This window comes from Methylocystis sp. IM3, assembly GCF_038070105.1.
Taxonomy (GTDB): Bacteria; Pseudomonadota; Alphaproteobacteria; order Rhizobiales; family Beijerinckiaceae; genus Methylocystis.
The window spans coordinates 1,574,059-1,587,805 of the sequence record NZ_JBBPBZ010000002.1; the positions used below are offsets into that span (position 1 = coordinate 1,574,059).

17 protein-coding genes are annotated in these 13,747 nt (G+C 63.3%); 3 read left to right on the top strand and 14 right to left on the bottom strand.

The features are described 5' to 3' along the window. Window positions 1–14: 14 nt before the first annotated feature. Window positions 15–446, bottom strand: coding sequence for a CBS domain-containing protein (locus WOC76_RS09515; protein ID WP_341107316.1), 432 nt, complete (start codon window positions 444–446; stop codon window positions 15–17). A 73-nt stretch (window positions 447–519) separates the two neighbouring features. Continuing rightward, complete coding sequence (locus tag WOC76_RS09520) at window positions 520–1,344, bottom strand: rhomboid family intramembrane serine protease (RefSeq protein WP_341431388.1); 825 nt, start codon at window positions 1,342–1,344, stop codon at window positions 520–522. A gap of 256 nt (window positions 1,345–1,600) precedes the next feature. On the opposite strand from WOC76_RS09520, the gene WOC76_RS09525 reads away from it, so the two are divergent. Both WOC76_RS09525 and WOC76_RS09530 read left to right on the top strand, forming a co-directional pair. Next, entirely contained in the window at window positions 1,601–2,164 is a 564-nt protein-coding gene (locus tag WOC76_RS09525) for a PAS domain-containing protein (RefSeq protein WP_341107314.1), read from the top strand. 97 nt (window positions 2,165–2,261) lie between these two features. Next, a complete protein-coding gene (locus WOC76_RS09530; protein ID WP_341107312.1) occupies window positions 2,262–2,876 on the top strand; it encodes a PilZ domain-containing protein in 615 nt (204 codons plus the stop codon). 95 nt (window positions 2,877–2,971) lie between these two features. Here WOC76_RS09530 and WOC76_RS09535 read toward each other — a convergent pair whose 3' ends face one another. The 11 genes from WOC76_RS09535 to WOC76_RS09585 form a co-directional block, all read right to left on the bottom strand. After that, entirely contained in the window at window positions 2,972–3,205 is a 234-nt protein-coding gene (locus WOC76_RS09535) for a cysteine rich repeat-containing protein (protein ID WP_341107311.1), read from the bottom strand. 76 nt (window positions 3,206–3,281) lie between these two features. Next, window positions 3,282–3,482: a hypothetical protein gene (locus tag WOC76_RS09540; RefSeq protein ID WP_341431389.1), complete on the bottom strand. Its 201-nt coding sequence runs from the start codon at window positions 3,480–3,482 to the stop codon at window positions 3,282–3,284. A gap of 60 nt (window positions 3,483–3,542) precedes the next feature. Beyond that, window positions 3,543–3,773 carry a hypothetical protein gene (locus tag WOC76_RS09545; RefSeq protein ID WP_341107309.1) on the bottom strand — a complete coding sequence of 77 codons (231 nt, stop codon included), beginning with the start codon at window positions 3,771–3,773 and terminating at the stop codon, window positions 3,543–3,545. Between the two features lie 352 nt (window positions 3,774–4,125). Continuing rightward, a complete protein-coding gene (locus WOC76_RS09550; RefSeq protein ID WP_341107308.1) occupies window positions 4,126–4,413 on the bottom strand; it encodes a PsiF family protein in 288 nt (95 codons plus the stop codon). Window positions 4,414–4,465: 52 nt separating this feature from the next. Further along, window positions 4,466–4,603, bottom strand: a complete 138-nt coding sequence (locus tag WOC76_RS09555; protein WP_341107306.1) for a hypothetical protein — start codon at window positions 4,601–4,603, stop codon at window positions 4,466–4,468. A 690-nt stretch (window positions 4,604–5,293) separates the two neighbouring features. After that, a complete protein-coding gene (locus WOC76_RS09560; RefSeq protein ID WP_341107304.1) occupies window positions 5,294–5,575 on the bottom strand; it encodes a chaperone modulator CbpM in 282 nt (93 codons plus the stop codon). A gap of 6 nt (window positions 5,576–5,581) precedes the next feature. Continuing rightward, window positions 5,582–6,475, bottom strand: coding sequence for a DnaJ C-terminal domain-containing protein (locus WOC76_RS09565; RefSeq protein WP_341108807.1), 894 nt, complete (start codon window positions 6,473–6,475; stop codon window positions 5,582–5,584). 98 nt (window positions 6,476–6,573) lie between these two features. Continuing rightward, window positions 6,574–9,642, bottom strand: a complete 3,069-nt coding sequence (locus WOC76_RS09570; RefSeq protein ID WP_341107302.1) for a plasma-membrane proton-efflux P-type ATPase — start codon at window positions 9,640–9,642, stop codon at window positions 6,574–6,576. Window positions 9,643–9,832: 190 nt separating this feature from the next. After that, on the bottom strand, window positions 9,833–10,003 hold the full coding sequence (locus WOC76_RS09575; RefSeq protein ID WP_341107300.1) for a hypothetical protein: 171 nt from the start codon (window positions 10,001–10,003) through the stop codon (window positions 9,833–9,835). 35 nt (window positions 10,004–10,038) lie between these two features. Then, on the bottom strand, window positions 10,039–10,566 hold the full coding sequence (locus tag WOC76_RS09580; protein WP_341107298.1) for a DUF992 domain-containing protein: 528 nt from the start codon (window positions 10,564–10,566) through the stop codon (window positions 10,039–10,041). 22 nt (window positions 10,567–10,588) lie between these two features. Beyond that, window positions 10,589–11,053: a hypothetical protein gene (locus WOC76_RS09585; protein ID WP_341388124.1), complete on the bottom strand. Its 465-nt coding sequence runs from the start codon at window positions 11,051–11,053 to the stop codon at window positions 10,589–10,591. A gap of 102 nt (window positions 11,054–11,155) precedes the next feature. On the opposite strand from WOC76_RS09585, the gene WOC76_RS09590 reads away from it, so the two are divergent. Beyond that, complete coding sequence (locus WOC76_RS09590; protein WP_341107294.1) at window positions 11,156–12,313, top strand: AI-2E family transporter; 1,158 nt, start codon at window positions 11,156–11,158, stop codon at window positions 12,311–12,313. Window positions 12,314–12,325: 12 nt separating this feature from the next. On the opposite strand, the gene WOC76_RS09595 is transcribed toward WOC76_RS09590, so the two are convergent. Continuing rightward, a complete protein-coding gene (locus WOC76_RS09595) occupies window positions 12,326–13,744 on the bottom strand; it encodes a TAXI family TRAP transporter solute-binding subunit (protein ID WP_341431390.1) in 1,419 nt (472 codons plus the stop codon). Between the last annotated feature and the right edge of the window lie 3 nt (window positions 13,745–13,747).

Here is a 13,747-nt window from a genome sequence, read left to right on the forward strand (position 1 = left end):
GGGCGAGGGCCGTTTCAGGCCTGGGCAATATATTCACGCATGCAGCGATGCTCTTCCTCGATCACGCGGATGCGATATTTCACCACGTCTCCAATCGAGACGAGGCCCGAAAGCCGGCCGTCCCGCATGACGGGCAGGTGGCGACGCCGCTCCAGCGTCATCGTCTGCATGGTGGAGTCGACCGTGTCGTTCTCGTGGGCGATGACCGGGTTTTGCTGCATGTGGCTTTCGACCGGCTCGTCGAGCGCCCGCGAACCATGTGTGGCGATCGCCGCCACGACGTCTCGTTCCGAGATCACGCCGACGACCGCGCCGGCGCCATCGACGACGACGAGCGCTCCAATTCCGTGGCGCATCAGTTCCTGTGTCACTTGCCGTAGCGAGACCGCCGGCGCGGCGGTCACGACGTGTCGTCCTTTTTCCGAAAGAATACAAGCAACAGTCATGGCTCCCTCCCTCGACGCGCCTGGCCTGTCCCGAGCGTGCGGCGGGCGACGGCGGCTGTCCGAGCGGAAAGAGCTAGACGCGCCGCCCCCAATGATCGAAGGCGCCAAAGGTCAGAAGCCCGAAAAGGAACCCTCCCAGATGCGCTTCCCAGGCGATCGGCTCAGTCGAGCCCATCGCCTCGGGAAAGACGCCGAAGAGGAGATTTGCGCCGAACCAGACGATCAGAAAAAGCATCGCCTGTCTGTTCTCGCCGAGCTGTGAAAGAGAGGCGGTCCGCGTCCCTCTTCCATCCATTGCGCCACGACCCAGCCGCGCGCCGGGGGTGAATGCAAAACGCACGATCGCCGCCATGGTTCCGGAGATTGCCGCCGAGGCGCCGACGACGGGCGTGGCGTCCAGCGGGTGGAGCGCAAAATGCGTCAGGGCGCCCGCCACCGCGCAGGCCCCGAAAAACCACAGAAAGCGGCGCACGCCCAGCCGGTGCGCGACGGGCGCGCCGAAGGCGGCGAAGGTGAGGGCGTTGATGGCGAGATGTGTCCAGCCGCCATGCAGGAAGGCGTAGGTCAGGGGCGTGAGAAAGACGAGCGGGCCGTCGCTCAGTTGGACCGCGATCTCCTCGGCCCCCTGATCGAGCGGCAGGGCGCCGAGCGCCGCGAGCACGCGCTCCGGCGCCAGGGCAAAACTGAGACGCAGCGGAATGAAGGCGAAGGCGCCGTAGAAGCCGTGGACCAGACTGCTCGGTGCGAGCACAGCGAAGAGCTGAACAGCCGCCATGACGCCGAGGAGGGCGCTGATCACGCCCGGCAGATTGAGCACCTTCTCCCTGTCGGCCACGTCTCTTCCCTGGCTGTGTCCGACCCAGTCGCCGGTAAGGACCGAGGGGGGCGTTCGGAGCATCGCCCCCCTCTTAGCCGTGTCGCGTTACTTCGAAAAGGTCTGTCATGGGGCCTTGGCGTCGGGAGCGGAGCGTCCCCCTTGCCTTGGCCCCATGTCCGGAAGGTCACACACGGCTGCGCTTCCGGCAAGCGAGAGATTGAGAAAAGGTTAATGCGCCCGGCTGGCACGCGGCCTGCTCGAATTGTCGTCGGCTGGGCGCTGTGGGGGCGCCCCGTTTCATTCTGGCGCAAGCCGCCGATCGACCGGACGGGAAAAGATGAGACATCAGGTCAGCAAGGATTTGTACGCTTACTGGAACAGGCTGAGAGGCGCGCGCGCCGCTCCCGATCGGGCGCATATCGATCCCGCCGCCATCCGCCATATTCTGGCTGACGCCTTCATCGTCGAAGTGGATGCGGACGGCGCCTTTCCGCTTCGTTATTCCGGCGCGCGCATCAATGCCCTTTGGCAGGCCGAGCAGCGTGGCGAGTCCTTCGTCGATCTGTGGGAGGAGCAGAGCCGTCGAAGCCTGTCCGCCGCCATGGCGACGGTCAGCGACGGCGCGATTCCCGTGGTCGCCGGAGCCAGGACGCGGACCAGCGACGGCGCGCGACTCGATCTCGAGTTGCTCCTTTTGCCCTTGCGCCATTTCGGGAAGACGCACGCCCGAATGCTCGGCTCTCTGTCAGCGCCCTCTCCGGCCGATCGGCTCGGCGCATTTTGCGTGGATCCGCTCGAACTCCTCTCGATGCGGATTGTCTCCCTCACGGCGCGCCCCGGCGCGCGTATGGCGGACGAACGGGCGCGCCCAGGCCCGCGACTCGTCGTTTGCAATCAATAACGGCAATCCGCGCCGCTCGTGCTTCGCGGCGCGTAAGCAATCCTTAAAGGCGCGCGCGCTATCTTTGCCGAAACTCAAAGGCGCAGATAGCGAAGACATGGCATTTCCCCTGCCTGAATATGGTCGCTGCCAGGACTTGCGCGAAAGCCTGAGATTCCAGCGCGTTCCCGTCACATTGAGGGGGCGCTACATGCTGGAGTCGCGGCTGGAGTATCCGTGCCAGACCATCGAGATGTCGCCCGGCGACATGTCGCTGGCCGCGCCCGCCAAAGCCCAGGTGGGGGAGAAAGTCATCGTCTACCTCGAACAGATCGGCCGCTTTGCGGGCGTCGCCATCGGCCGCACCGAGGCCGGCTTCGCCCTGACGATGAGTCTGTCGCCGACAAAGCGCGACAGGCTTGCCGATCAGCTGACCTGGTTCGCCAATCGCAACGCCATAAGCCTGCCGGAAGACCGCCGGCACGACCGCATTGTGCCGATCATGCAACGGACGTTGCTGCGTCTCCCCGACGGGCAGGAAACCATCGTCAAAATTCGGGACCTGTCGATTTCCGGCGTCGGTCTCGAAACCGAGGCGCGGCCTGTTGCGGGCGCACGCGTGTTCATCGGCGCGACGCGCGCCGTTGTCGTCCGCCATTTCGCCGGCGGCATCGGCGCGGAGTTCGAAAGGCCCTTCCGCCCCGGAGAGATAAACGAGGAAACAAGGTTGTGACGCCAGGCTGCTTCGAAAAGGCCGCGGCGTAGCCTGCCGGCGTGCAATAGCCCCTCCCCGGCAAGGGGAGGGGAGATAAGCCTGGTCGGTGGGCTTTAGCGGCCCTTCTTCATCTTCGCGAGCCCCTGCGCGCAGCCGACGCTCATCTCTTCCTTGTGGCCCTTCAGGCACTGCAGAAGCCGCCCCCCGCCGGGTTGAATGCCGGCGCACAGCCGTTCGATGTCGGACTTGCAATAGGCCAGAACGGCCTCGTCGAAGGCCGCCGCCGGTTGAGCGACGACGATAACGGCGAAGGACAAAAGCGCGAGAGCGAAACGGCGGGCCGGCATCGAAATTCTCCTGAATTGCGCTAAACGATTTTAGCCGCTGGCAAATTAGCTTTCAGTCGAGGTTTCGGTCAACGCCTTAGCCTCCGCCGATCCCTTCGACAATTCGGCCGCTGCCGTCGCAGCGCGGGCAGGGCGCGTCGAAACGGGCTCCGGTGTCGAAGTCCGTCTTCCTGCCGGTCCCCCGGCATTCGGGACAAATATCCTCGCCCGTGCCGGGCGCGCCGGGCGCGGGGTCATCCTCGGGAGTGCGCTGTCGAATCGGAGGCTTGGACGGCATGGCTGACCTGCACTGACATGAGATTGCAGAGCCGAGAGATAGGGCGCTGTTTCGTCCGGGTCAGCGTTGGTCGAGCGGAAGGCTGGTGAAGCGGGCGCGCCGCTCGAGGTCGATCAGACGCTGGGGAAAATGACGGAAGGCGGCGGACGGCTGCGCCCACCCCTTCGGTTGTCGCCACGCTGGCGCGTCGAAATCATGCCCATTGTCGCGACGCTGCGGAAGCGGGGCGGATCCTTCTTCTTCGACCCGCGTGGAACGGATCGCACGATCGATGGAAGGATGAAAATCCATGATTTTCTCCCATGCAGCCGGGTGGGTCGAAGAAGCAGGCCTGACGCCTCCATGCCACTCGATTTTGGCTGAATGTTTCCGTTTTATCAAGGACATGCCAAAAGAGTCGCGACACTTTGCCGGGAGGATGCTGACGCGCGACTCGCAGCGGTTGGGCGGACGACCGGAAAGCTTGTGGTCGGTGGATTAAAAGCGGCTTGCCCCCGGCTGGCGGGGGCAAGCCGCAACCCCTGAAAAGCGCCCCTGAAAACCGTTTCACGCTAGCGTCGGGGCGTCCTTTCGCCAAGCCTGACAATTGCTTCGAACGTCGTTCCTCGGAACAGTGTCGCAGAAGTACAACTATCGGAGGCCGTTACTGATCGGCGGGAGTCATTGCGGCGTCTTTCACGCACTTCCTGGTGAAGCTCGCCCGCGCGGCCCCTGATAATTTCTTTTCCGTCGCGGCGGACTCGCAGGCGCGCATCGCCGTCTCGCGTTCGCATTTCTTCATGAAGCTGTTGAGCGCAGCGCCGACGAGCTTCTGCTCGGTGGCCTGCGCCGCGCAATCGGGAGCCGCTGGGGCAGGGGACTGTGCGTAAGCGACCGAGCCGAACCAAAACGTCCCGGCTGCGCAGAGCAGCGCAAGGGCAAGCCTTTCCATGGTGTGATCTCCTTTTTGGCCGGGCATGACGGACCCGTTGGCAACGCGGGCCTTACCTGTCTTGCGCCGCGGCGGGGCAATTGGATGCGAGCGGCGAGACGCCCGGCGTCGGACACTGCCCCTTGGGGTGGATATTGATGGCGCACCCGCTGAGGGCGATCGCCAGAATACCGAAAAGCGCAGCTTTCATTGCTTCTTTCTGTTGGCGGCGCGATTGTGTCGGGGAGCCCGTTACCTTAGCAGGCCACCTTGACGCGCTGGCGGAAATCGAGACCATGAAGAGTTTCGAAAGAGACGCCATGCTGTCACTCCGATCGAAGCGAGGGACTATAGCATGGCCATGCGGGCTGAACAGAAGGTCTGTTGGGACTGTCGGTCCCTTTCCCCGGCCGATCGTTTCTTCGATCCGCAGCTTCCGGCTGTTGGCCGCCGTCCGGGAACGCTGTCAATTTTGGAGGGTTATGCGCTTGACTCCCTACAGGGAAGGGCGAGCCCTCGCCCGGCCTCGGAGAGGCCGGGGCGCGCGAGACCTGCGCGAAGATCGTTGACAGTCACGAATTGCAGCCCTCTCGGGGGTTTGCAGCATTGAATAGCCCCCCCAGGGAGAGGAATGTGCATAAGCTTCAGGCCGAACTTCTACGAAAGGAAAAGACACGCGAGGAACTTGCCATCCAATGGCAATTGGGAACCGAGTTGCGGTCCTGTTTCGATGATATCCTCGGCGCCCCCATGCCTGAACGATTACGACGCCTGTTGCACGAGCTCGACGCCGAGGCGCCCGGTGGCGGAGGCGGGGATGGCGGCTCACAAATATCCCAATCCGCGGCAGTGGGAGAATAGGCCTTGCGAGGGGTTGGCTCTCGCCGCTGGGGACGGGGGTTCATATCTTATCGCGCGTCTCGTGAGCGGCCTCGAGCAGCTCTTTCATCGCACGACGCAGGCCGTGGAGCTGATCCAGAAGATGGAGAATGACGCCGACGCCAGGGTCGTTCACGCCCATGTCCCGTTGCAGCTCCAGGATGAACCGGGCGCGCGCGAGGTCGATCTGGCTGAAATCAGGCTCGCCTGCGCTGTCTGACGGCGCAAGCCATGCCTCCCCGATCCATGCTTTGAGCGTCACATGATCAAGCTCGGCGTGTTGTAGAAACTCCTGCTCTTTCACCGCTCGTCACTCCAGGTCCTGACGCGGATCGTATCGCGTCGCAGGTTTCCAGCTTGAAAGAAACGCCTCCAATTCGGACTCCGGCTGGGCCGGCACCATGACTTTCAGCCTGACCAACTCGTCGCCCTTCCGGCCCCCGTGTGCAACGCCCTTGCCCTTCAGGCGAAGAACCGTGCCGGTATTCGATCCCTTCGGGATTTTCAAAAACACCTTGCCGCTGGGCGTCGGCGTTTTCACCTCGGCGCCCAGAGCGGCCTCTGTAATCGTGATCGGCAGTTCGAGATGAATGTCGTCGCCTTCCCTCGAGAAGAAGCGGTGCGGACGAATGGAAATCTCGATCAGCGCGTCGCCTGCTTCTCCCTCTCGGGGAGCCGGGGCGCCTTTGCCGCGCAGACGGAGGACCTGTCCGTCTTCAATGCCGGCGGGGATCGTGACATCCAGCGCGCCGCCCTGTGGCAGAACGATCTCCTTTTTCGCGCCGTTGACGGCGTCGAGGAAGTCGATCTCCAGCCGATAGTGCAGATCGGCGCCGCGCGCGCGCCGCGCTTCCTGCGCCCGCCGTCTCAGCAGTTCGGCGAAAATCTCATCCTCGGCGAAATCGGCGTAACCCGATTGCGTTTCATATTGGTGGCCCGACGCCCCCGCGTAATCGCGGTAATATCTGTGCTGCGGTCGTTCCGCGCCAGTGGCGTCGATCTCGCCGGCGTCGTAACGGCGCCGCCTGTCCGGATCGGAGAGAAAATCGTTGGCGCTCGAAACTTCCTTGAATTTTTCCTCGGCGGTTTTGTCGCCGGGATTGAGGTCGGGATGAAGTTTCTTGGCGAGGCGCAGATAGGCTTTCTTGATGTCCTCGGGCGAAGCCGTCTTTGGAACGCCGAGCGTCTCGTAAGGATCTTTCATGGCCCGCAAGGATAGACGCGGCGCGCCACTGGTCAATCTCTCCGGTGCTCAGTCTGAGCGAAGACGGGCGCGTTTTCAGGCGCGCCCATCTCTCGTCCTCATTCGCCGGCGACGAGTTCGCATTCCGCGCCCTTGGCGCGCAGGCTCTGACAGAAGTCCGCGGCTTCGAGCGGGTTTGCGAAATCGGCGACCTCGATGACCCAGACGCTCTGGCCGTCTTTCTGCTTTTTGCCGATCTCCGGCTGGTGCGCGCCGATCAGGCCCGGGACGCGCCTTTGCAGCTGGCGCCATTTGCCCCGCGCGCGCGCTTCGGTCGGCAGCGCGCCCAATCGCGCCGACATCCGCGGCGTGGCGGGTTGCGCGGCGGGCGCAGCCGCCGCAGCGGGGGCGGCCTTTTCCTCGGGCCGCGCCCCGGTCGCCGGCGCCGCGGGGGCTTGCGGGGCCGAGGCGGCGCTCGCGGCGGCGTCGACTTTCGGCTCGGGGCTCTCACTGGCCGCGGCGGCGGGCGGCGTCGCGGCGTCGGCGACGGGGCTTGCCGCGCCGTCGGCCGTGACCAGATGGCCCGTCCAGAGGAGCGCCGCGATTGCGCCGAGTCCAAGGGCTGTCGCGATCTGAGCAGCGGCCCGCCCCGACGCGTCCCGCTCCTGCGCTTGCGGCGCGGTAATTGCGGGAGCCCGGCTCTTCCCGAACGCATTCAGCCGTTCATTGAGCCGCGACAGGAAGGGCGTCGCTTTTGCCGCGCGCAGCGCAAGCTCCTTGTAGATCGCGAGCTTGGCGAGATCCTGAACGAACATCCAGGCGATGTTATAGGCCCAGACGAGGCCGATCAGCTCCCACGGCAGGGCAGGAACCAGCACGCCATAGGCGCACAGGAGAGCCGCTACAATCTGCGTCGCGACGATGGCCCAGAACAGCGCCGTTCCGGGGAAGGGCGGCATCCAGAACGGACCCTTCGTGCGGGTCACGAAGAGCATCAAATGCCCGCCGACGACAAGCTGCAGGAAGAGAATCGTTTGAAGGTGAGGCGCGTCGAGGTGCAGGACGTTCTGCCCGATGACGAGGAGCCCAAAACTTTGAACGACGGCGATGGCGCCCAGCACCGAAGAAACCACAAGCACTCGGTCCATCTGCCAGCGCACTGGAAGGCTCGGCACCCTCGCCCGGTCGAAGGCGATGGTCATGATCGGGATGTCATCGAGGAGGGCGAGCATGATGATCATCACCGGGGTCAAGGGGAAGAACCCGTAGACGATCGTCGCCAGCACGATGAAGACCATGATGTCGAGCGTCATGGCGATGCGGTAGAGCGTGTAGCTCATCATCCGCTCGAAGATGCGCCGCGCCTCCTCTATGCCGCGGATGATGGTCGAGAGGCCGGGGGCCGTGAGAATGAGCGCGGCGGCGGCCCGCGCCGCGTCGGTCGCCCCGGAGACCGCGACGCCGATGTCTGCCTGTTTGAGCGCGGGGGCGTCATTCACGCCGTCGCCGGTCATGCCGACGATATGGCCGCGCTCCTGAAGCGCCTTCACGATCGCATATTTATGCTCGGGAAAGACGCGCGCGAAACCATCGGCCGCCTCGATCCTTGCGGCGATGTCCGCGGGAATGTCGCCTTTGCCGATCCCGCTCTTGAACAAATCCGTCGCGGGCTGGATGCCTGTGCCGAGACCCAGATCCGCCGCGATCTGCTGCGCAATGGCCACATCGTCGCCCGTGACCATCTTGACGCGTACGCCGTAGGCTTCCGCCTTCGCGATCGTCTCCTTGGAATCGGGGCGCGGCGGGTCGTAGAGGGGGATGAATCCCAGGAAGCGCCATGCGCCGCCGGCCTCCGTGCGCGCCACGCCGAGCGTGCGGAACCCCTTCGCCGCATAGGTGTCGACGGCTTTGTTCGCCGCCTCGAGATCGGCGCCCTCGAGTTTGGCGAGCGCCACGATGACCTGCGGCGCCCCCTTGGCCGCATGGAAAACGACGCCGTCCGGCCCCTTCACCGTCGCCTCGGTGCGCTTCGTGACCGGATCGAAGGGCTGGTAGGCGGTCTGCGTATAGGCTTTCAGCGCCGAGTCGTCATGCAGGCCGGCGAGCACGGCGAGATCGATCGGGTCGCGATCCTCGGCCTTGGAGGCGAGAGACGCAACGAGCAGCGCCTCCTTGGGATCGGCGCCCTTCCAGGGGCTGACCTCGCCGAGCGTCAGTTTGTTTTGCGTGAGCGTGCCGGTCTTGTCTGAGCAGAGGATCTCCATCCCCGCCATTTCTTCGATGGACTCGAGCCGCGACACGATCGCCTTTTCGCGCGCCAGCAACTTTGCGCCGAGCGCCATGGTGACCGAGAGAACCGCCGGCATCGCGACCGGCACAGATGCGACCAGCAGGATGAGCACGAATTCGGCGAGCCGGAGCACGTCGGCGCCGCGCGAAAGCTGGACCGCGATGAGGATCACGGCGAGAACGGCCGCCGCGGCAATCAGGAAATCGCCGATCCGCATGACGGCGGCCTGGAAATGCGAGGTCGCGCCCGCGCTCTGTACCAGCGAGGCCGTGCGGCCGAAGAAGGTGCGCGCGCCCGTTTCCGTCACAACCGCCTGAATCTCGCCCTGCTTGGCGATCGATCCGGAATAGAGCAGATCTCCGGGCTTCTTGGTCACGGGCAGGGACTCGCCCGTGAGCGCGGCCTGATCGACGCTGAGATAGTCGCCGGAGACGATGCGGGCGTCCGCCGGCACGACGTCGCCCAGGCGAATTCTCACGATGTCGCCGGGGACGATGTCCTTCGCGTCTATTTCGTTCCAGGCGCCGTCCCGCAGGACCTTGGCTTTCAGCGCCAGCGCGTTTTTGAGCGCCTGAAGGGCGTTCGACGCCTGGTGCTCCTCAAAAAACCCGAGCAGCGCGTTGAAGATCAGCAGCGCGAGAATGATGGAGAAATCGCCCCAGTCGTGCACGATCGCCGCCATGACCGCTGCGGCTTCGATCATCCATGGGATCGGACCCCAGAAGAAGCGCAGGAAAAGAAGCCATGCGCTGGTTCTCTTTTCTTCGAGGGCGTTCGGCCCGTATTTAGCCAGCCTGTCGCCCGCCGCCTTCGCGTCTAGACCCTTGTGCGGGTCTGTTGACAAGGCCGCCAGAACCTCGGGAATGGGGGATTTGGATAAATCTACCGGCGCAACCATTGCGGCCCTCTCTCGTTACGCGATGAATCCGGGGCCGAGGCAGGGTCCTCTGTCCCTGATCGAAGGCGCGCGGCCATGAAATGCTACTCACTGGACCGAGGAGCTCGGCCCGGTGGCGCGCCAAAAAGCAAATTCTCTCAAAATAGCCGGGTTGCGCCGCCGCGCCGGGATGGGGGCGGCGGCGCGTTTCTTACAGCCGCTTGAGAATATTGTATCCCACAAGACCGCCCAGCACGGCGCCCGCGGCGGCGGTGATGACGCCGGCCATGCCCGCGCCCGCCAGGCCGCCGAGCACCGCGCCGACCCCGGCGAAGATGTAGTGGTTAGCCTTGTTCTGAGTAGGATTGCCATCGCTGCTCATGACATACTCCCTTAGGCTACGTCGCAGGCCTCCGGTTACTGTCCCTTGCCGCGTTTGACCGGGTGGAAGGGCGGCGGCGGAGTCACCGGCATATATTGCAGGCTGATGTTGCCGATGCCGGCGGAGACGTTCAGTCCTGTGCCGACCGACACGGAGATGGGCTGCAAGGAAATGGAATTGCCAGATCCGCCCACCAGGACGGCGCCGCCGACGCCGCCGCCGACCGCGACCGAGCCCTGGGCGCCCGCATAATCGCCGGCGAGATCGCCCGGGCCGACCTTGTTGGTCGCCGCCACCACGTTCCAGATCATTTCGCCGGGGCCGCTGATGCCGATATTCGCGCCGACATTGGTGAGACGGCCGACATAATGCTGGGGCGGCCCGGACAGGCCTTTATAGACGCAGTCGAGCGCCTGGTTCTCGATCAGGATCATCCCGACCCCGCCCGAAAGGTGACACTGCAACATTCCGGCGGTCGCCGTCTGCCCGATCGCCGCGATTGGCGAAAGCGCCAAGCCGAAGAAAACGGCGGCGAAGAGAGGCGTGGTTTTCGAATTGTTCATTTCAACCTCTTTGAAGCGATTTTCATTGGGCCGCCCAAGCGAGCGCGTCCCCGCGCCGGCTTTGAGCGAAGATTCGCAATTTACCACGCTCCCGAAATTGTTCAGCCTCGCTGACGGCGTCGTCCGCGACGACCAGCGCCCAATTGAAGAACTGAGCTGGCTCCGCCCCTGACGCCTTGTCCAGCGCCGAGACGATCTCTGAAAGGTAGCCGTCCAGGTCGGGGTCAACGAATACGATAAGGCCGCTTTGCTTTTGGGACTCAGCACGTGCCCGTTCGAGCGCCTGCGTGATGTCCTGGGCGATGACCGTGCCATTTGCGGTCAGGCCAAAGACGCCGATTGGAAGGCCAGCGACTACGTCCAGCATGTCTTCGCTTCCCTGGTCACGTTTGCGAATCGAGGCTGCGCCACACGATTGCAAAGAGGTCCATCTTCGCGTTACGAAACGGTCACTGACAGACAATAAGTACAATCTGAAACCGGTCAACGAAGGGCCTGCTCAGTTTGAGCATCGCCCTTCTTTCTTTGCTTGCCAAGGTTTCGCCGAAACGCAAAACTGAGCGGAGCACAGCGATGGAATGGCGATGAAATGAGCGCGTCTGGCCGCGAAAGTTTTGCTACGTCCCGCGATCCCAAATGGATCGATATTTTCTGGAGAAACGCTCGAAAGAGCGGCGCAGATACGCAGGAGGAGGCGGAGCGCGACCATAACGCCATCGAACTCGCCATTCGGCTCAGTCTCATCGCCTTTCTCATCTACTGGACGGCGATCATCGTTTTCCCTTTCGCGCCGATCATCGCCTGGAGCGTGATCATGGCCGTCGCGCTCTATCCGGCCTTCGAATGGCTTTCCGCGCTGCTCGGCGGCAGACAGCGCATGGCGGCGACAACGATCACCTGCCTCAGCCTGCTGCTCGTCATCGGTCCCGTTACCTGGCTCGGCCTCGATCTGATCGAAGCTTCGACAAGCATGATCGAGGGCGCCAGTTCTGGAAAGCTCGCCATCCCACCGCCCAGCGAGTCGGTAAAGCAGTGGCCGCTCATCGGGGCGCAGCTTTACGACTTCTGGTCCCTGGCCTCGACGAACGTAAAAAGCGCGCTAGCCCCTCTTCTTCCGCAATTGAGGCCGCTCGGCGAAAAGCTGATCGAAGCGGTGAGCAGCGCCGGCGTCGGCACTGTCAAATTTCTTGTGTCGGTCCTTGTCATGGGCTTCCTCTTTCTCTCCTCGCCCACTCTCGTCGGCACAGCGGAGAATCTCGCTGCGCGGATCGACAAAAGAAATGGCGTGCGCTTCGTCGAGCTTGCGGGCGCCACGATTCGCGCGGTGTCTCGCGGCGTGATCGGCATCTCCCTGTTGCAGGCGATCGTCGCGGGCGTCGGGATGTCTCTTGCAGCGGTGCCTGGCGCGAGCGTGCTGATGCTGCTCGTGCTCATCCTGGCGATCGTGCAGATCGGTCCCGGGTTGGTCACCGTGCCGGTAACCATATGGGCGTGGGCATATCTGCCCGTCGCTCCCGCGTTGGCGCTCACAATCTGCCTTGGCGCCGTGAGCCTTTCCGATGGTCTGGTCAAACCGTTCTTCCTGTCTCACGGGCTGACGACGCCGACCATCGTGACCTTCATCGGTGTCATAGGCGGGATACTGGCCCATGGAATCATAGGCCTTTTCGTCGGGCCGATCGTCGTCGCCGTCGCCTGGAATCTGGCGGATGCTTGGCTGCATTCCAAAGGCGTCGTTGCGGATTGATCTACGGCGAATTTATACGCGCAATGACGTCGGGTCTGGCTGGTCGCGGGGAGAGGTGTGACGCTGCTCGATATAAGGCTCGCCGCGTAACAGGCATGTGCGGATGTAATTGATGCTGGAGCGGAGCATGAAATATTCGCCGGAGAGTTCCCTCGGCAATCGCAGGGCCATGGCCGTGCGCTCCATGGTGTTCAGCTGCGTGATATAGTTCTCCCGGTTGAATGGATCGAAGGAATAAGTGAGCTGGTTTTCCAGGGCCGCCAGCTTCCGATAGACCGCATTGATCTTGATGCGTCCCTGCTTGACGCGATAATCCAGGATCAGCTTGATCGTGGGATATGACAGCAGGAACAGCGGAAAAAGGTAGAATGACATTCGGTTGAAGAATTCCGCGAGCCAAAAGGGGAGGAACCTCATCAGGAACGGCTCGCCATTTTTGTAGAAGATCTTTGCTTCCTCGCTTTCCTCGAGGTCGTCGTTTTTGAACGAAGGGAATTCGTGGCGCTTCTCGAAAAAGGCCTCCCTTCCGTTGACAGCTTGCGCCGCCGCCAGAAAGAGCATCTGAATGGCCGGGTGGACGGTCTCCTTGACGACAAGATCGGTCGTCGTCGCGACGATATGGGTATCCTGAGGGGGGAAGTTGCGGGCGAGATCGAGACCGCCCATCGGAACAGTCAACGCCTGCCAGTGACTCACCGCACGTGCATAGGCTGCCGCTCTGGCAAAATTCGCCAGTTGCAAATCGGGATTTCTGACCAGCGCGCGGATGATCTCCGAATCTACGCCGTCAACGAGAAGAACCGCGTCCAGATCATTCCGGTTTATCGCCGCGACCGCCTCGGCCAAAGGCATGACGACAAGATTCCGGGAGACCGGTTGCTTGTTGAGCGCAAGCAGACGCATCGCGGCCGCATAGGAGCCGCTCTCGGCGGGTCCGATAGCGATGCGGCGCTGGCCGAGCTCCATGAACTTCTGTAGCTTTCCATTATTATCGGAGCCGCGGAAGAACAGCCAGACTGGCGCGTAGTTGAGACTGCCCAGAGATCTGACGTTGGCGGCTGCTTGGGGATCGATGAGACCGGCCTGAATGAAGGCGGCGTCCACATCGCTTCCGGCGTCCGTTACGAGGCGGGCGTTCTCGAGCGCGCCCTGCGTCTGGCGGACTTCGAGTATTATCCCGCGCGCAGCGAAAAACTTCTTATATTTCTCCGCGAATGCGCTGTACGACGAGCCGGGAGCCCCTGCGGCCAGAACGACGCGGCCCGGCGGCGGCGGGTTCGAAAACAGCGCAATGCCCACAAGGGTCGCAGCAAGGGCGACGATAAGATAGCGATGTTCCAGTATGAGTTCGAAATCGCTGACGAGCTCTTCCCGGGCGGCTTTCGCGAGTGAATCGAGCTTTTCTTTGATTCCCGGTTCTCTTTTATTCATAGG